Source organism: Oceanobacillus sp. GQ8 (genome assembly GCF_059758495.1).
In genome coordinates, this window is record NZ_JCAXEV010000002.1 from 316,984 (window position 1) to 333,838 (window position 16,855).

General features: G+C 40.5%; 17 protein-coding genes. 5 read left to right on the plus strand and 12 right to left on the minus strand.

The window, feature by feature from the left end; genetic code table 11:
* Positions 1-35: 35 nt before the first annotated feature.
* Positions 36-428, minus strand: a complete 393-nt coding sequence (locus tag AC6CHS_RS06605; protein WP_498235017.1) for a DUF3221 domain-containing protein — start codon at positions 426-428, stop codon at positions 36-38.
* Between the two features lie 291 nt (positions 429-719).
* On the opposite strand from AC6CHS_RS06605, the gene yhbH reads away from it, so the two are divergent.
* Positions 720-1,883 carry a sporulation protein YhbH gene (yhbH, locus tag AC6CHS_RS06610; RefSeq protein WP_498235019.1) on the plus strand — a complete coding sequence of 388 codons (1,164 nt, stop codon included), beginning with the start codon at positions 720-722 and terminating at the stop codon, positions 1,881-1,883.
* 42 nt (positions 1,884-1,925) lie between these two features.
* Here yhbH and ymzB read toward each other — a convergent pair whose 3' ends face one another.
* The 8 genes from ymzB to rpsN form a co-directional block, all read right to left on the minus strand.
* Positions 1,926-2,273, minus strand: coding sequence for a protein YmzB (gene ymzB, locus AC6CHS_RS06615; protein WP_498235021.1), 348 nt, complete (start codon positions 2,271-2,273; stop codon positions 1,926-1,928).
* 163 nt (positions 2,274-2,436) lie between these two features.
* On the minus strand, positions 2,437-3,300 hold the full coding sequence (locus AC6CHS_RS06620) for a metal ABC transporter permease (RefSeq protein WP_379551710.1): 864 nt from the start codon (positions 3,298-3,300) through the stop codon (positions 2,437-2,439).
* Complete coding sequence (locus tag AC6CHS_RS06625; RefSeq protein WP_498235023.1) at positions 3,297-4,166, minus strand: metal ABC transporter permease; 870 nt, start codon at positions 4,164-4,166, stop codon at positions 3,297-3,299. Before AC6CHS_RS06625 ends, AC6CHS_RS06620 begins: the two co-directional genes overlap by 4 nt.
* Positions 4,138-4,920, minus strand: coding sequence for a metal ABC transporter ATP-binding protein (locus AC6CHS_RS06630; protein WP_498235025.1), 783 nt, complete (start codon positions 4,918-4,920; stop codon positions 4,138-4,140). The genes AC6CHS_RS06625 and AC6CHS_RS06630 overlap by 29 nt, the downstream gene beginning before the upstream one ends.
* A 28-nt stretch (positions 4,921-4,948) precedes the next feature.
* Positions 4,949-5,878 (minus strand): metal ABC transporter solute-binding protein, Zn/Mn family, encoded by a 930-nt coding sequence (locus tag AC6CHS_RS06635; RefSeq protein WP_498235027.1) that lies wholly within the window; start codon positions 5,876-5,878, stop codon positions 4,949-4,951.
* 220 nt (positions 5,879-6,098) lie between these two features.
* A complete protein-coding gene (locus AC6CHS_RS06640; RefSeq protein ID WP_498235028.1) occupies positions 6,099-7,274 on the minus strand; it encodes a GTP-binding protein in 1,176 nt (391 codons plus the stop codon).
* Between the two features lie 104 nt (positions 7,275-7,378).
* Positions 7,379-8,533 carry an FAD/NAD(P)-binding protein gene (locus tag AC6CHS_RS06645; protein WP_498235030.1) on the minus strand — a complete coding sequence of 385 codons (1,155 nt, stop codon included), beginning with the start codon at positions 8,531-8,533 and terminating at the stop codon, positions 7,379-7,381.
* A 33-nt stretch (positions 8,534-8,566) separates the two neighbouring features.
* Positions 8,567-8,836: a 30S ribosomal protein S14 gene (rpsN, locus tag AC6CHS_RS06650; protein ID WP_498235032.1), complete on the minus strand. Its 270-nt coding sequence runs from the start codon at positions 8,834-8,836 to the stop codon at positions 8,567-8,569.
* 406 nt (positions 8,837-9,242) lie between these two features.
* Between rpsN and AC6CHS_RS06655 the strand changes: the two genes are divergently transcribed.
* Positions 9,243-10,226 (plus strand): permease, encoded by a 984-nt coding sequence (locus AC6CHS_RS06655; protein ID WP_498235033.1) that lies wholly within the window; start codon positions 9,243-9,245, stop codon positions 10,224-10,226.
* A gap of 17 nt (positions 10,227-10,243) precedes the next feature.
* Positions 10,244-11,143, plus strand: coding sequence for a TIGR03943 family putative permease subunit (locus AC6CHS_RS06660; RefSeq protein ID WP_498235034.1), 900 nt, complete (start codon positions 10,244-10,246; stop codon positions 11,141-11,143).
* 74 nt (positions 11,144-11,217) lie between these two features.
* Here AC6CHS_RS06660 and AC6CHS_RS06665 read toward each other — a convergent pair whose 3' ends face one another.
* Positions 11,218-12,363 carry a metal ABC transporter solute-binding protein, Zn/Mn family gene (locus AC6CHS_RS06665; RefSeq protein WP_498235036.1) on the minus strand — a complete coding sequence of 382 codons (1,146 nt, stop codon included), beginning with the start codon at positions 12,361-12,363 and terminating at the stop codon, positions 11,218-11,220.
* Between the two features lie 187 nt (positions 12,364-12,550).
* Between AC6CHS_RS06665 and AC6CHS_RS06670 the strand changes: the two genes are divergently transcribed.
* Complete coding sequence (locus AC6CHS_RS06670; RefSeq protein WP_498235037.1) at positions 12,551-13,957, plus strand: SpoVR family protein; 1,407 nt, start codon at positions 12,551-12,553, stop codon at positions 13,955-13,957.
* A gap of 87 nt (positions 13,958-14,044) precedes the next feature.
* Here the strand turns inward: AC6CHS_RS06670 and AC6CHS_RS06675 are convergent, their stop codons facing one another.
* The gene (locus tag AC6CHS_RS06675) at positions 14,045-15,061 is read right to left on the minus strand and encodes a DUF3231 family protein (RefSeq protein ID WP_498235039.1); all 1,017 of its coding nucleotides are present in this window, start codon (positions 15,059-15,061) and stop codon (positions 14,045-14,047) included.
* Positions 15,062-15,406: 345 nt separating this feature from the next.
* Here AC6CHS_RS06675 and AC6CHS_RS06680 point away from each other — a divergent pair, with 345 nt between their 5' ends.
* Positions 15,407-16,006: a YpjP family protein gene (locus AC6CHS_RS06680; RefSeq protein WP_498235041.1), complete on the plus strand. Its 600-nt coding sequence runs from the start codon at positions 15,407-15,409 to the stop codon at positions 16,004-16,006.
* Between the two features lie 19 nt (positions 16,007-16,025).
* Here AC6CHS_RS06680 and AC6CHS_RS06685 read toward each other — a convergent pair whose 3' ends face one another.
* Positions 16,026-16,730, minus strand: a complete 705-nt coding sequence (locus AC6CHS_RS06685; RefSeq protein WP_498235043.1) for an NAD-dependent protein deacylase — start codon at positions 16,728-16,730, stop codon at positions 16,026-16,028.
* Between the last annotated feature and the right edge of the window lie 125 nt (positions 16,731-16,855).

Here is a 16,855-nt window from a genome sequence, read left to right on the forward strand (position 1 = left end):
TACTTTCAGGAGGAAGCTTTTTTCGTTTGATGTAGTTAGGAAAGCTTCTCTATAAAGTAGGCTGACGTTTTGGGAGGATTTGATTCTTGTAGGTAATCACTATATATTCTTACCTTTTGGTTAATTTTAAGATTGTGAAACAAGGGTTTAGCTCCAATCTCAGGGTGTTTCTCTACATAAATGCTATCTGTGTGGCCTGTGAAAAGGTTTGTGAGTCTCTCCGAGGCACTTACCGGTTGCTTGGCAATCCAAATTCCATCCCACGATTTTGAAACCACATAACCTTCTTGGATCGTGTGCTGATCAGGAATAAGTGCTGGGCTGGCAATTGCTACTTTCGTTAAAATCATTTGGGAGGAAAAATAGGCAACAAAAGCAATTAAACAAGTTATGAGGATCCGCTTATAGGAAGGCAGTAAGATGTTCAAGCTTAGCACTCCTTTCGAAAGGTCAGGGTATGGAGAACTGGGTTTATAAGTATATAATACCTGAGTTTGATTTGTTTTTAAATATTCAAAATATAACATGTTGGAAGAGAGATGCTCGTTAATCGATTGTGATCGCTGATCAATCGACCAGGAATATGGTTCTATCAACCAAGAAAGTACCCCAATCCAATTAATGCGTCCAAAAAGTTTAAAAAATGCAATAATTAAGTTGTCTTTGCATAGTATAGAGAAAGCCATTATTGCTTTGATAAGTTAGTAGGAGGAGAGGTTATGCAGGAGAAAAAGGAAACCTTTGTTGTCTCCCAGGAAAACTGGTCCCTCCATCGCAAAGGCTATCAAGATCAAAAACGACATATTGATAAAGTAAAAGATGCGATAAAAAACAACCTCCCTGATTTAGTAAGTGAGGAAAGTATCATTATGTCGAATGGCCGCGATGTTATTAAAATACCAATACGTTCATTGGATGAGTATAAGATCAGATATAATTACGACAAGTCAAAACATGTTGGGCAAGGGAATGGAGACAGTAAGGTTGGAGATGTCGTTGCCCGTGAGCCAAATAAAAAAGGAAAAGATGGTGCTGGTCAGGGTAAAAAGGCTGGAGATAAGCCAGGAACTGACTACTATGAAGCAGAAGTTTCCCTAGCAGAATTAGAAGAAGCATTATTTGCGGAATTGGAGCTGCCAGACTTGGAACAAAAGGATCAGGATAATATCATTACTGAGAAAATTGAGTTTAATGATATCCGGAAAAAAGGATTGATGGGTAATATTGATAAGAAGCGTACGATTCTTACTTCCATAAAGCGTAATGCTACAGAAGGAAGGCCTGGCATTATGCCAATATATAATGATGATTTGCGGTTTAAAACGTGGAATGAGGTGACGAAGCCAGAGTCCAAAGCAGTCGTACTTGCAATGATGGACACCAGTGCTTCAATGGGAACATTTGAAAAGTATGTAGCACGTAGTTTTTTCTTCTGGATGACCCGTTTTCTTCGTTCCAAATATGAAACAGTAGAGATAGAGTTTATCGCCCACCATACTGAAGCAAAGGTAGTTTCAGAAGAGGATTTCTTTTCTAAAGGGGAAAGTGGTGGTACGATCTGTTCCTCTGCTTACTACAAGGCTTTAGAGCTAATCCAGGACACGTACAGACCATCTAGCTATAATATTTATCCTTTTCATTTTTCTGATGGGGAAAACATTACGTCTGATAATCCAACCTGTATTCGGTTGGTAAATGAAATTATGGAGCTATCGCAAATGTTCGGATATGGTGAAGTGAATAGCTATAATCGCCCATCCACCTTAATGCGAGCATACAGCACTATATCGAGCGAAAAGTTCCGACATTATGTGTTAAAAGAAAAAAAGGATGTCTACCATGCGATGAAGCAATTTTTTACTAATAAACCTGCTTTAATATAAGCAACATACTGCCGCCAGCATAGAAAAAGCTGACGGCAGTTTCTATTCGATTACTTCAATAGTATAAATACCTCTGTCCGTTGTTAAAGAAAAGCGGGAGCCATCGAATTGGTACAGCGCTGAATCCTCAAGCGGAATTTCGTAAACAGAAGAAGGTAGCTGTTCCATATTATGTGCACTGTTTTCCACTTGTCCTGTCCCATTCAGTTGTAGGGAATGAAGGGGGGTGTATTCATCCAGACGGTGGGGATTTGATTCATAGGTGACAGCCTGAAGGTCGATAATCATTTCATCACAGTCGTCGATTTCCTGTTTGACTACCCGTACTTTTTTACCGTTCCATTTCGTTAATAGCTTATTAAATTTTTCGATCGTTAAGTATTGGTCCATTGTCATCCCTCCATTACTGTATTTTCCCCCTTTTGAATAGAAACATACCTAGAATTAAAAGCGAAAGTCCCTGGTTTGGAGTTCGTAGCTAGACAAAAAAAGAAGTGCGCATTTAAAAAAGGCTCCGGTTTTTATCAGAGCCTTTTTCATATATCTGATGCCTTTACGTTGTACGTAATCGTTTAAAAACAAGACCATGCCTTGGACTGAATAAAAAGGCAAGGATAAATAATATACCCGTAGAACTAGCCATCGATCCAGCAATTGAAACATTAAAATATACGGCGCTACCATAGCCAATTAAGGCAGATAAAATGCCGATCGCTCCACTCATCCACAGCATCGTGAAAAATTTGTCTGTTAAAAGATAGGCCGTCGATCCAGGTACGATAAGCATTGCTACTACGAGAATAGCACCTACACTGTCAAAGGATGCAACGGTTGACAGAGATACCATAATCATTAGCAAATAGTGAATAAATACAACTGGAACGCCAATCAGCAGTGCATATTGCGGATCAAAGGTAGATAGTTTGATTTCTTTGTAAAAGATTGCGATTAAAAGTAAGTTAACTAAGAGCACCCCTCCAAGCATCCAAACAGCTACAGGGCCCAAGGAAACTCCCCCAATTTGTAGCGTGTTCCATGGCACAAAGGCAATTTCCCCCATCAAGGCATGTTGTACATCCAAATGGACTTGATCGCCAATAAAAGCAATGAGTACTACCCCAAGCGCGAAGAGGGAGGTGAACACGACACCAATTGCCGCATCCGACTGCACGCCAGAACGATGTAGTGTCTCCACAAAGAAGGCGGTAAGTAGGCCAACAATAGCTGCGCCAATTAACATCGGAACACCATTAAGAGACTGGGTTACAAAGAAGGCGCCGACTATGCCCAGTAGTACTGTATGGCTGATCGCATCAGCAATCATAGACATCTTACGCAAAACGAGAAGTGAGCCCGTAATACCACATGTAAGGCCTACTAAACAACCAGTTATTACAATCCATAATGTATAGGTCATACCTGTCTAACCCTCCTTATTACCAAGCCATTCTTCTTACCAAACAACAAGGATATAAAAAAGATGAACGAAGCGCTGAGTACGATTACCGGACCAGTAGGCAAGCCAACTATCGTGGTACTGATAACAGCTCCGAGCACTCCAGATATTGCACCGAATATTCCAGCTAGAATCGCCATCACGCCCAGTTTCTCTGTCCAATATCTTGCTGCAAGAGGGGGAGTAATTAATAAAGCGGCAATTAAAATGACACCAACCATTTGGATTCCAATTACAACGATAGCAACAACAAGGAACAACATTAAGCCATTTAGAAAGCTAACAGGTAGACCTATACCTTTCGCAAACTGTGGATCAAACAAGGTTAGCTTAAATTCTTTAAAGAAGAGCATAGAAATTATCACTAAAAGGAATGCTCCCCCTGTGATAAGCTGAACATCACTTTTCACTAGTGATGCTGCCTGCCCAAAAATAAAGGTGTCCAGACCCGCTTGGCTACCGGTAGAATTTTGCTGGATATAAGTTAGCAAGACAATACCAAATCCAAAGAATACCGAGATAATAATCCCAATTGCAGCATCTGTTTTTATTCGCGATTTGTTAATGATAAACTGAATAGCTTGGGTTGCCAGGAAGCTTGTCATTGCTGCTCCAATTAAAAGAATAGGTATACTTTTTACTTCAAAGATTAGAAACATAATACAGACTCCAGGGAGTGCAGCATGTGCCATTGCATCACTGATTAAACTTTGTTTTTTTAACAATACAAAGCTACCAATAACGCCGCTGGCAAATCCTAAGAGCAGACTGCCCACTAACACCCATTGGAAATTAGCATTACTCAGACTCGAAAGCAAGGTGTCCATGTGCATGATGCTCCTTTTCTGTGCTCGGCGTTTTTTGTAAAAAGGCAATTTTCCCGCCATAGGTTTTTTCCAAGTTTTCCAGTGTGAAAACTTCTGGGGTTTCCCCAAAGTTTACTAGCTGTTTGTTCAGAAGCAACACATGGTCGAAATAATCCTCCGCTGTTTGCAGATCATGGTGGACCACGATAACCGTCTTACCTTCCTGCTTCCAATTTTTCATCAACTGAATAATAGCCCGCTCTGTCGCGGCATCAACTCCGGAAAAAGGTTCATCCATAAAGTAAACCATGGCATCTTGAGCCAGTGCACGTGCCAGGAAGACCCGCTGTTGTTGGCCGCCTGACAGTTGGCTAATCTGACGTTCGGCATAATCCAACATTCCCACCTTTTGAAGACACTCTCTAGCCCAGGTGATTTCCGCTTTTTTGGCCCTTTTAAACATGCCGATATGGCGGTACCTTCCCATTAGGACGACATCAAGCGCGTTGGTTGGAAAGTCCCAGTCGACTTCACTGCGCTGTGGAACGTAACCGATCAGTTTCTTTTGTTGCGCATATGGTTTCCCATATACTTTTACTTCTCCAGTAATAGATGGAATTAGCCGCAATATAGACTTTATTAAAGTGGATTTTCCTGCGCCATTAGGCCCGATGATCCCTGTAATCGAACCATTCGGAATGGAAAAAGATACGTCTTCCAAAACAGGTTTTTTATCATAAGATACAGTTAAATCTGAGACATGAAGTGCATGCATTGGTTCTTTCCTCCTTTTTAAGTATTGCTTATTTTAAAGAATCTACGATGGTGTCGACATTATGTCTGAACATCCCAATATAGGTTCCTTCCTCTGTACCTTCTTCACCCATGGCATCGGAATATAGCTCGCCACCAATGGAAACATCGTGACCTGCTTCCTTTGCACCTTCTACAACAGCATTAATTGATCGTTCAGACACACTGCTTTCAACAAATACCCCTTTAATATTCCGTTCTACGAGGACATCGATAATGTGTTGAATATCGTTTACACCATAATCAGATTCAGTACTCAATCCTTGTAGTCCGATAACCTCAAAGCCATACGCTTCCCCGAAATAATTGAATGCGTCATGAGCAGTTACTAGTACGCGGCTCTCCTCTGGTATTTCGGTAAACCGATCCTTTGCATCGGTTTCTAGTTCTTGCAATTCGGTTAAATACGCTGATGTATTTTCTTTATACACCGACTCATTGTCTGGATCTAAATCAATTAACCCATCTCGTACAGCTTCTGTTGCTTGTTTCCATAGACCAATATCAAACCAGACATGTGGGTCGCTAATATTCGGACTGGCTGGGTCTGCCAAAAGCTCCTCTTTCGGAATACTTTCAGCAACCGCAATCGTTGGCTTTTCTTCCTGCATATTTTGAAAAATCTCATCCATTTGTCCCTCTAAGTGAAGGCCGTTGTAGAAAATGATATCCGCCTCGTGAAGCTTTTGGATATCTCCTTGAACTGCATTGTATAAATGTGGATCAACGCCAGGCCCCATTAAACTTTCAACTTCTACTGCCTCTCCACCTACTTGCTTTGCTATGTCCCCAATTTGAGCGATCGTTGTTACTACTTTGACTGGTTCCTTGCTAGAACCTCCATTACTTTCTGTTTTGGTGGAGCATCCAACCAATCCAAACAACAAGAACACAAAACCAATTAAAAAAAATTTTTTCATTTCCGTTTTCCCCTCCTCCTATTTTGTTTCCCATGCGCAAAACTTCAGCAAAAAAATATAATAGCATTTTATGCTGTGTTGGTAAGTGTTGTAATTGCGATAAATAGTTATACGATAGTTAAAAAGTTTACCTTAGGCAAATTATATTCGGTAAACTAAAAAAATGCAACGGTTTTACAATAAAAAATAAAACGCCCCCTAATTAAAGGGAGCGTGTATTCTAAACATAGTCTGGAAAAGGATCAGAGCACAACGTCCAGTCATCGCCCATTTCCTGGTCTGTCAGTAAGCATTGGTTTAATGAATGAATGAGTTCACTTTCGTCTAGATCTATACCAATAAATACTAACTCTGACTTGCGGTCCCCATATTGTGGATGCCATAGTTCCTTTGTATCCATATCCTCTTTTAACAGCTTTTCTTGCTCAGCTTTAGAAAAAGTGGCAATCCAATTCCCGGCCCCTTGAATACTTAAAGACTTACCAGCCTGGGAAAGCAGCCCGATGCTATCATTTCTGCTAGCAAGCCAGAAAAATCCTTTGGCACGGACCACTTCTTTTGGCCATTTCTCTAGCCACCTGAAGAATCGCTCAGGATGAAAAGGCTGGCTACTTCTATAAACAAACGAATGAATGCCATACTCTTCTGTTTCAGGTATATGTTCTTCGTTTAATTCTTTTATCCACCCTGCAGAACTGCTAACATTTTCAAAGTCAAATAGTGAAGTGTTTAAAACATTATTCGGCTCAACTTTACCATGCTCAATAGGTATAATGTATGCAGTAGGGTTGAATTTCGCTAATGTGGCGATTAAGGTATGCAGGTCTTCAGCTGGGATTAAATCAATTTTATTAACTAATATCACATTCGCAAATTCGATCTGGTCAACAAGAAGGTCTGCGACTTCACGTTCGTCATCAGGGACGGCCTCTTGCTGTCGCACAAGCAGGTTTTCTCCAGAATAATAGTCATTCCAAAATTGTTCTGCATTTACCACTGTCACCATTGTATCCAGCTTGTAGAAGCTACGCAGGTCAATTTCTAATTTATCTGCCTCGTACGTGAAAGTTTGAGCCACGGGGATAGGCTCAGATATTCCTGTTGACTCGATTAAGACATAGTCTATATCTAAGTGTGCTAATCGATTAAGCTCCACAATGAGATCCTCTCTTAAGGTACAGCAGATACATCCATTTTGTAGTTCTACTAACTTCTCATCACTGCGAACCAACCCGCCTTGTTTTATCATAGCTGAGTCAATGTTAATTTCACTCATGTCATTGACGACTACAGCTATCTTGTGCCCTTGTCTATTGTGTAGTAAATGGTTTAAAACAGATGTTTTGCCAGCACCAAGATACCCACTCAAAACCGTAACAGGTATTTCCTTTTTCATTCTTTCATCTCCTACCTCTGAACTATATGTAACACGAATGAACCCACTCACCGCGAAGAAGGCTTCTAACTTGTTATGTTAAGTGGCACTCTCATTGTTCCTACCTAAATGGATGAAAGTATAGCTGCGGCTTTCCTGGCTCCTGAAATGTTTCGGGAAACAGGACCAATTTCTAATTCTGCTAAAGGTCCTGCAACATGAAGCCCTTTTTTCCACTCTAATTGTTTTGACACTATAGGAAATCCACAATTTGAACATGGCAGATTTTCACTATCTATTACAGGTTTCAACCAATCTTCCTCAGGTATTCCAGGTGCTGATCCTGTTGCTAAAAGGACAGCGCAAAAGCTTTCAGCAGGGGTTTCTTTAAAGTGAAGTAAAGGATCAGGCAAGTGTGTGCTTACTCCTTGTATCTCATCATTTATGCATCTAAGCGAACCGCCAGCTTCCAATCGTTTTAATTTTAAAAACATATCCCGTGGAATAGAGCCACGATTTCTCGCTCTTGTGATGGTTCCTCTTCTTTCGCGAAGAGACGTTATCTTATGATAGCTGGTTAAATATTTTGGACCAAGCCACCCAGGATCACTATCAAAATCATGGACCCGGTAGTCATGCCGCTTAATCAATGTGACCTTGTCTACATTAGGAGTTTCACAAAGTAATGCTGCCATATGTGCAGCAGTCAAGCCACCACCTACCACACAAACAGAGGATGGGGGAGAGATATCGTCTTCAAATAAGTGTAAAACTTTGGTCGGATAGTGCGCTTTTGCTTCCAGTGCCCAGTCTGGATAGAATGGTTTGTTATTAACTCCCATGGCAAGAACGACTCTTTCCGCGGTAAACGTGTTTTGCTCTGTTTTAACGATCCACTCATTTAAACCATGACGTGCAATCTGATTTACCTTTGCCTGGTGCCAACTATCTGCCAATTTTAGCTGATCAAAAAGCTGTTGGCAGTGGTCATTAAATAATTGCAGTTGAGGCCGTTTGTATCGTCCTAGAAATGGTTTCGTGTAGGCATTGTTTTCAGCGAAATCCTTTAAAGCAAATGGTCTGGTGTCCATATGATGCACGAAGGGTGAGCGCAAATAATTCATGCCGATTTTATCTGTTAATGTCAACCATTTGTGCAGGGGTCTTGAATAGGGATCAATGATCAATAGCTCCTGTGCTGAGACCTTGCCTGCTTGCAGAAGCTGTACGGCAATGGTGCTTCCTTGGATGCCGCCACCTACAATGATCCATTTGTACACTGCATGTCAGCTCCTTTTCCTTACAGCTTAAGCTTACCAGCTTGATTTCTTCACACCTGGTAGTTGCCCTTTATGCGCATACTCACGTAAAGCAATCCGTGACATACCAAATTTACGAACATACCCACGAGGTCTGCCTGTTACCTGACAACGATTTTTAAGGCGGGTCGGGGAAGAATCCCTTGGAAGCTTTCTTATTGCTTCATAGTCTCCTTTTTCTTTTAGTTCTCTTCTTAATTCTGCGTATTTTTCAACAGTCTGTTGACGTTTTCTTTCTTTCGCTATTTTAGATTTTTTAGCCATTGTTATCCTCCTTAAGTGTAATCATTACGATTTGCAGCCAAAAAATAAAAGATGCTTACGCACCCTATAATCGTAATCATTACGATTTATTTTACTATAACCCACATTATGTTCGTTGTAAATAGATATGTTTTAGGAAGTTTTTTATCCCGGTGTAACCGTCCGTAAGACTCCCACTTCAAAACATGAAGTGAAACCGTGATGTTTAAGTGGGAGTAAACGGACGCTAACACCCCGATTCGTTCAACTAACAATCAGTGGGGGAAGAATGAGAACCCTCACTGATTGAAGGTTCACTTTATACATCGTTTTCCTAATCATAAAGTTAGTTCTAGTATTTTTTTTCACGAATAGGATGGATTGAAAAGGACATGCATGAAATGAAAGATAGGGAGGTAGTCTACGAATGATTAGCAAGCGGCATACACTGTTGGTTGAGCTAACAGGGCTGTTTATCTTTGCGCTCGTAATCACACTTTTAACGTTTGGTGAAAAGGTAGAGGGACTGATAGAGTTACCGAAGTCCATCTATCATATGAATATGCTATTTCTAAGTATATTAATAGAGGCATTACCATTTGTCTTAATTGGTGTTTTTATTGCAGGTCTAATCCAGGTGTTTGTAACAGACGAGCACATCCGAAAGTGGATCCCGCGTAATAAATACATGGCAATTTTGATGAGCTGTGTGGTCGGAGCATGCTTTCCGGCGTGTGAGTGTGGTATTGTACCAATTGTTAGAAGGCTTGTTGGAAAAGGAGTACCGATCTATGCAGGTATTGGATTCTTGTTAACTGGGCCTTTAATTAACCCTATCGTAATTCTTTCCACCTACATGGCATTTGGTAATAACTTCGCGATCGCTGCATCTCGAATGATTTTAGGATTTGTTATTGCCATGGTCGTTGCGATCATTATTAGCTTTTTCTTTAAAGGGAATCAGCTGAAGCATACTTTCCCTAGCCAGCATGTAAAACAGACGGGATTCCAAGAGAAGATAAAGCATACCTTTACACATGCGGTAGATGAGTTTTTTGACATGGGTAAGTACTTAATCATTGGTGCAGCACTCGCAGCCTTTGTACAAACCTACATCTCTTCTGGTGATCTGGTTGCATTGGGAAGTGGAGTAGCTTCTTCTACCATTGTTATGATGGCGCTGGCCTATATTTTATCTCTTTGTTCTGAAGCAGATGCATTTATTGGTGCTTCATTCAGGGGGCTCTTCCCGGACACTGCTATACTAGGATTCTTAATTTACGGACCGATGATTGATATGAAAAATACGTTTATGATGCTTAGTGTATTTAGAGCGAGGCTTGTGGGGCTATTTGTTGTTATTGTTACGTTGGTTGTATTCCTAACATTAATGCTATTTCATGCAGGCTAATTGAGGGGGTGAAAGAATTGCGAATTCAGCTACAGCAAGCATTCCGAGCAGTCATTTTAATGACGTTTATTGTCTTTTTGATTCAGTTGCATCAAACAGGAGATATTGTCCACTATATTAATCCAAAATATGAGCATCTAAGTATGATAGGGGCATGGCTTTTTCTTATTCTCTTCCTGACACAGTTATTCAGAATTTGGTCAACGACTGCAGGGAAAACCATCCATAAACACAAACATGCGACTGGGCATCATCATGATCATGGAGATGGCCCGCTAACGTTGAAGAAAATATTATCTTATGCGATTATCATTCTTCCACTTGCAACAGGATTTATCTTCCCTGAAACAACGTTAGACGCATCGATCGCTGAGAAAAAAGGGATTATGCTTTCAATGGGAAATAGCGGGGAGCACAGACAGGGAGACGAGAAGGCAGGTGAACAATCTTCTGTTGATCATACCTCCCCAGATCCAAATCTACTATTAAATACAATGTCAAAGGAAGAATATGATAGCCATATGGGTGCGCTAAAGCAAACGCAGGACATTACGATGACAGAAGAGATGTATGCCGCTTATTATCAGGAAATAAACCATGATCCGGATTCATTCATAGGAAAAAAGATAACATTTCGCGGATTTGTTTACAGAGAGCAGGGTTTTTCGCAAAATCAAATCGTACTCTCACGTTTTTTGATTACGCATTGTATAGCAGATGCAGGGGTGGTTGGATTTCTGTCAGAGTTTAATGGAGCAGGGGAATTGGCAGAAGATACATGGGTGGAGGCAACAGGGGTAATACGCATGCAACAATATAATGGGAAAGAGTTGCCGACCATACACATCACGGATTGGAAGATAATAGAACAGCCTAATCAACCATATGTCTACCCGGTCCAAATAAAATATTTATAGATTAGAGTTGTAGATGATGATGAGTTGAAATTAAAATGAAGAGGACGTGTCATCTGACACGCCCTCGTTAAACTTTATTGAAGTGCTTTATCTAAGGTTTCTAGATTTTTTTTCATAAGACTGAAATAGTCTTCGTCGTTTTCCGCATCTTCCTCAGTTAGAACGGAAAGATTATGCAGTTGCAATGGCTCTGCACCAATTTCATTACGGATTACTTCTGCTACTTTTGTCGTTACGTTTTGCTCAAATATAACATATTTCAAGTCTTTTTCCTTTGCAACACTAATAACTTCTGTAAGTTCCTTCTGTGACGGCTCTTCACTAGAAGATAGTCCTGAAATCGGGATTTGTACAACACCATAGTTGTCTTCCCAATAGCCGTACGCAGCGTGTGAAACAATCATCTCAGGGTTTTCTTTCGATTCTATCAAAGTATGAAACTCTGCATCTAAATTCTCTAAGTCTGCTTTCAATGTTTCAAAGTTTGCTTCAAACGTTTCTTCTTCTTCAGGCTTTAATTCTATTAACTGGTCTTTAATATTTTCCGCAAGCGCGATAGCACGAATTGGATCTAACCATACGTGTGGATCCATGTCCCCGTGATCATGATCATGTGTAGCATCTTCTTCTTCATGATCGTGCTTTTCCTTGGTAGCATCTTCTTCTTCATGATCGTGCTCTTCCGTGGTAGCATCTTCTTCTTCATGATCGTGCTCTTCCGTGGTAGCATCTTCGCTTTCATGATCGTGTTCTTCTGTGGCTGCTTCTTCGCTTTCATGATCGTGCTCTTCCGTAGTAGCCTCTTCGCCTTCGTGGTCATGATCATGGCTGTGTTCCACTGCCTCAACGCCCTCTGCAGCTTCTAATAAGGCTACGTCTTCGCCTTCAAGTGCTGAAGACATGCTTTCTGCAAAGGATTCCATGCCCATTCCGTTATAAATAAAGGCATCAGCTCCGGCGATATCCACCATTTGTTTTGAGGTTGGTTCAAACGTGTGAGCATCTGCGCCGAGTGGCATAATGCTTTCCACTTCAACAAACTCACCACCAATTTTCTTAGTAAAATCTTCAAGAGGATATAAGGTGGTGTAAATCTTAAGCGGGTTATCTGATTCGTCGTTGTTTTCAGCGGCTGTATTTTCAGACTCGCTATTACATGCAGCTATGAATAACAGTGAAAACAATAGTCCAGTTAGAACTATGTAATTTCTTTTTTTCATTTGTTTGCTCTCCCTTACGTTTAAATCGTTTTGATCTTTACATATCATAACGTAATGGTTACGGTTTGTAAATAGTAATTGTTTCGATTTGTGAGAGTTTCTTTGTAAATGACTGGATGTTAGAAAGTTGTTCATCATTAATAGCCCTTCTCATACACTATATAAAGCATGATAGGAGGGATATTCGTTGACCGACACGAGAGCACTCACCCGTGCAATTGAAGAAATTACCGAAATTGCAACCGGATTTGGTTTGGATTTTTATCCGATGCGTTATGAAATTTGTCCTGCTGATATAATTTATACATTTGGTGCCTATGGGATGCCAACCCGTTTTTCCCATTGGAGCTTTGGTAAACAATTTCATAAAATGAAGCTGCAATATGATCTAGGCTTAAGCCAAATATATGAGTTAGTTATTAATTCAAATCCTTGTTATGCTTTCTTGCTTGATACAAATAGTCTCATACAAAACAAATTAATCATCGCACATGTCCTTGCACACTGTGATTTCTTTAAAAATAATGTTCGTTTTTCCAATACACGGCGTGATATGGTGGAAAGCATGACAGCTACGGCAGAAAGAATTGCAAACTATGAAATGGTTCATGGCAAGGAAGAGGTGGAGCAGTTTTTAAACGCAATTCTTGCTATTCAGGAGCATATTGATCCATCCATTGTTCGGCCAAAACTCCCTGCTTATAATTTGGAGGATGATGAAGAAGAACCATACAAAGCAAAAACGGCTTATGATGACCTTTGGGATTTGGATAAAACAACAGACAAAGGAAAACGGTTTGTTAAAAAGCGGAAAAAGTTCCCGCCACATCCAGAAAAAGATTTATTATTATTTATTGAGGAATACAGCAATGAGCTAGAGGATTGGCAACGCGATATTTTAACTATGATGCGTGAGGAAATGCTTTATTTTTGGCCTCAGCTGGAAACAAAAATTATGAACGAAGGCTGGGCTTCGTACTGGCATCAGCGCATTTTGCGGGAGATGGATCTTAGCACAGAAGATACAATTGAATTTGCATCATTAAATGCAGGTGTGGTGCAACCATCCAAGCAAGGCATTAACCCTTACTACCTTGGGTTGAAAATCTTTGAAGATATAGAAGAACGCTATAACAATCCAACAAAGGAAATGCGAGAGCTCGGCATAGAGCCTGAATCGGGTAGAGAGAAAATGTTTGAGGTAAGGGAAATAGAAGCTGATATATCGTTTATTCGCAACTATTTAACAAAAGAGCTTGTACAGCGGGAGGATCTTTATCTCTTTGAGAAGAAGGGCAGAGACTATACCATAACCGATAAAAAATATGAAGAAGTGCGCGATCAGCTTGTGTCCATGAGGGTAAACGGAGGATTTCCTTATATCACAGTAGAAAATGGAGATTACCTGCGAAATGGCGAGTTATATTTGAAGCACAGCTATGAAGGCATGGAGCTGGACATTGGCTATCTAGAAAATGTTTTGCCATACATTTATCAGTTATGGGGTAAGACCGTTTATATGGAGACCTCAGTAGAAGAAAAGCCAGTGGTCTACTCCTATGATGGGAAAAAAGTGTACCAGCGGAACTTGTAAATATGCTGCGATCCTTTAATGAAAAACACCTAAGTTGTAATACGAATGTACTTTAAAGGAGGAGCAGCTTCCATAAGCTGCTCCTCCTTATTTTTTATTCCTAGCAAGCTGTTCCCTATTCTTTGTACCTGGTGGTTGTTCAAGCCAGTGATTCTCGATCATAAGATCAGCGCCGCTTTTCGCTAGTTTAGCTACTTCCAGCGAAAGGCGTTCATAATTAACGGCCAAATCTAATCTTTGACTGGCTGCAGCAGCAGTGGCGTAATTTCCAATCCCAGCAGAAATCAACAAGGACATATGAAACATGATCATTTTGTCAGAAAATGTTTCCGTCGTCGAGGTGCTAACAGCTACATCTGGGAGTTGTGGTGTTTCAATGTTATTGTCACTTAAGATGGAATTAAATATTTTGCTGTGCTTTTTAGAAATTTCCTTTGATCTTAAAAGAAAGTCTTGTACCTTTTTGTCAGGGGAGGTTTGAGCGAAAGCAAGACATAGCTTCATGCCAACATAGTTGGACAGGGCATTCATATATAAATGAGAGATCTCGATAGCGTTCAACGGGCGTTTATCACTAAATGGGTTTAGCCCACTATAATACTCCTTGCTGTTAACATAATCCGCCTTTTTAGGCACTTCAATATATGGGATGCGAGGATTAATTCCTTTATTAGTTGAGATATCTTTTGCTTGATTATACAAGGATGTTGTTTGTTTTAGGGCGGTAGTAAAGTAATCCCTGATGGAAGGCTTTGTACTCATGGACAGTAACCCACTGTAGGAAAGCATGCCAACCTTTGCCATATGGCATACATAGGTTAGACAGAATGTATCGGAAAACAGCCATGGGGCATCTAAATGAACATCCTTACTCGTAAATCCGTTCGGAATAGCATATTCTTCTGCTTCAAAAATAGCTGTTAGCTGTTTAATGTGACCATCTGAAATGTCCATGGCGTTTTGGATTGCGGGCCTAATATCAGGGTCTTGAATATGTTGAATGATAAACTGGAGGATACGAACAGACATGCTGTCATTTACATAGGCTGTCCAAAGAGAGGCAATTTCTCCTGAGTCTAAGCGAATCTTTTTTTCTTCCTTCAAATTCCTTCACTCCTGGCTAGTTTAGTTAATCTTTAGCTTCTCTCAAATTCCATTTATTATGTGAACGTTGTTTCTAAAATAGGTGGCATTGAATGATTTGGAAAATTTTAATATTTCCGCTAAAGTTCTAAATATGTATGGACATATTTATTTTGCGTGGTAAACTTTAAGTGAGTATATAAAGTGAAACTACAATCAGTGGGGGTTTTTATTCTTTCCCCACTGATTGTAGTTGAACGAATCGGGGTGTTAGCGTCCGTTTACTCCCACTTAAACATCACGGTTTCACTTGTTTTAAGTGGGAATCTTACGGACGATTGCACCGGGATAAAAGGGGCCCGTAATATGAAACTTTGGCTAAGGAAGGCGGCAGTCGTCCTCATTACCATTATGACGCTGGGAATGTATGTCCCGCCAGCTTTTTTAAATGCTGATGAGAGTAAAGACGATATCTCTGCCAAAACCGATATAAAAGAAGATATTTCCACCTCTGTAGGAGAAGCAGATAGTCCATTAGAAGAGGAAAGCCAAGAAGCTATAAGCGTCTCCTTTGTCCAGTCAATGACATCAGAGGCAAAGGTACAAACGATGAAAAAACTTGGCCCGAAAATTTCGTCTCAAATTGATCCTGTTTTCTTAGATACCATTTTAATTGCCGTGGAAGAAGCAGTAACCAAAACATTGGCTACAGTTGATGAGTCGGATTACCCTTTTATTGGGATCACAGATCAGCCGACAGATGGATGGGGAGAAAAGATATTTAATCTTTATGATGTTCGGACAGATAAAGCCCTCGCGAAGTTTCATGTACGCCGCGATAACCGTCCGATGGAAGGCTATTGGTTTAATTTTCATTACCATGTAAGCAATGATCGCTTTGAAACACACCGAGAAATTGGTGAAATATTTTGGAATAAAAACGTTCCTCCTAAATGGATGACATAGTTTAAAGAAAGGAGCTGGATTATAAATCCAGCTCCTTTAATATGTCCCCGATATTTCGATCGTGGATAACAAGATCTGCAACGTGATCCAGGCTCGTTTCCTCGCGGTTAATAATGACAAGTTTTGCACCACTTTCCTTTGCGATTAAAGGGAATTGGTTTGCAGGGGTCACACTTAGAGAGGAGCCAAGCACCACAAACAGGTCACAGGCCTGTGCATCTGTAAGAGCCTTTTGAAAAGAGCTTTGTGGTAATGCTTCTCCGAATAGAACAATAGAGGGGCGGAGAATTCCACCACAATGACAGTGGTATTCTTTATCAAGATACGCTTCACTGCTATATTGTTTGTTACAGGACTGGCAATGGAGTGTTTGCAATGTACCGTGTAACTCCGCTACCTGTTTGGAACCTGCTTTTTGATGGAACCCATCGACGTTTTGGGTAATAATGGATTTTAATTTTCCTCGTTTCTCCCAGTCAGCTAAAATGTAGTGACCTTTATGGGGCTCATAGGTTTTGACACCGAGCACTCGCTGGCGATAGAATTCTGTAAATGCATGCACATTTTTGTTTAAAGCATCAGTACTGGCAATTTCACTTGGGTCTAAGTTATTCCATAGCCCTTCGTTTGCAGAACGGAAATCAGGCAATCCGCTTTCGGTTGACATACCCGCCCCTGTAAATACTACAGTATGCTTTGCATCATGAAGCCATTGCTCTAGCATCCTTCCACCATCCCATCTGACTTTTCGTGTCCGAATTAACGAAACGAAGATAATTAGTACTTGTTTCTCTGCTATTAGTGTACCAAATTTCTAACTAGTGTCCCATCATCCATGTACCTGCATAA

Excerpts from the sequence above, each read along its gene's own strand:
- yhbH (WP_498235019.1), top strand. The coding sequence starts at position 720 with ATGCAGGAGAAAAAGGAAACCTTTGTTGTCTCCCAGGAAAACTGGTCC.
- ymzB (WP_498235021.1), bottom strand. The coding sequence starts at position 2,273 with ATGGACCAATACTTAACGATCGAAAAATTTAATAAGCTATTAACGAAA.
- AC6CHS_RS06620 (WP_379551710.1), bottom strand. The coding sequence starts at position 3,300 with ATGACCTATACATTATGGATTGTAATAACTGGTTGTTTAGTAGGCCTT.
- AC6CHS_RS06625 (WP_498235023.1), bottom strand. The coding sequence starts at position 4,166 with ATGGACACCTTGCTTTCGAGTCTGAGTAATGCTAATTTCCAATGGGTG.
- AC6CHS_RS06630 (WP_498235025.1), bottom strand. The coding sequence starts at position 4,920 with ATGCATGCACTTCATGTCTCAGATTTAACTGTATCTTATGATAAAAAA.
- AC6CHS_RS06635 (WP_498235027.1), bottom strand. The coding sequence starts at position 5,878 with ATGAAAAAATTTTTTTTAATTGGTTTTGTGTTCTTGTTGTTTGGATTG.
- AC6CHS_RS06640 (WP_498235028.1), bottom strand. The coding sequence starts at position 7,274 with ATGAAAAAGGAAATACCTGTTACGGTTTTGAGTGGGTATCTTGGTGCT.
- rpsN (WP_498235032.1), bottom strand. The coding sequence starts at position 8,836 with ATGGCTAAAAAATCTAAAATAGCGAAAGAAAGAAAACGTCAACAGACT.
- AC6CHS_RS06655 (WP_498235033.1), top strand. The coding sequence starts at position 9,243 with ATGATTAGCAAGCGGCATACACTGTTGGTTGAGCTAACAGGGCTGTTT.
- AC6CHS_RS06665 (WP_498235036.1), bottom strand. The coding sequence starts at position 12,363 with ATGAAAAAAAGAAATTACATAGTTCTAACTGGACTATTGTTTTCACTG.
- AC6CHS_RS06680 (WP_498235041.1), top strand. The coding sequence starts at position 15,407 with ATGAAACTTTGGCTAAGGAAGGCGGCAGTCGTCCTCATTACCATTATG.
- AC6CHS_RS06685 (WP_498235043.1), bottom strand. The coding sequence starts at position 16,730 with ATGCTAGAGCAATGGCTTCATGATGCAAAGCATACTGTAGTATTTACA.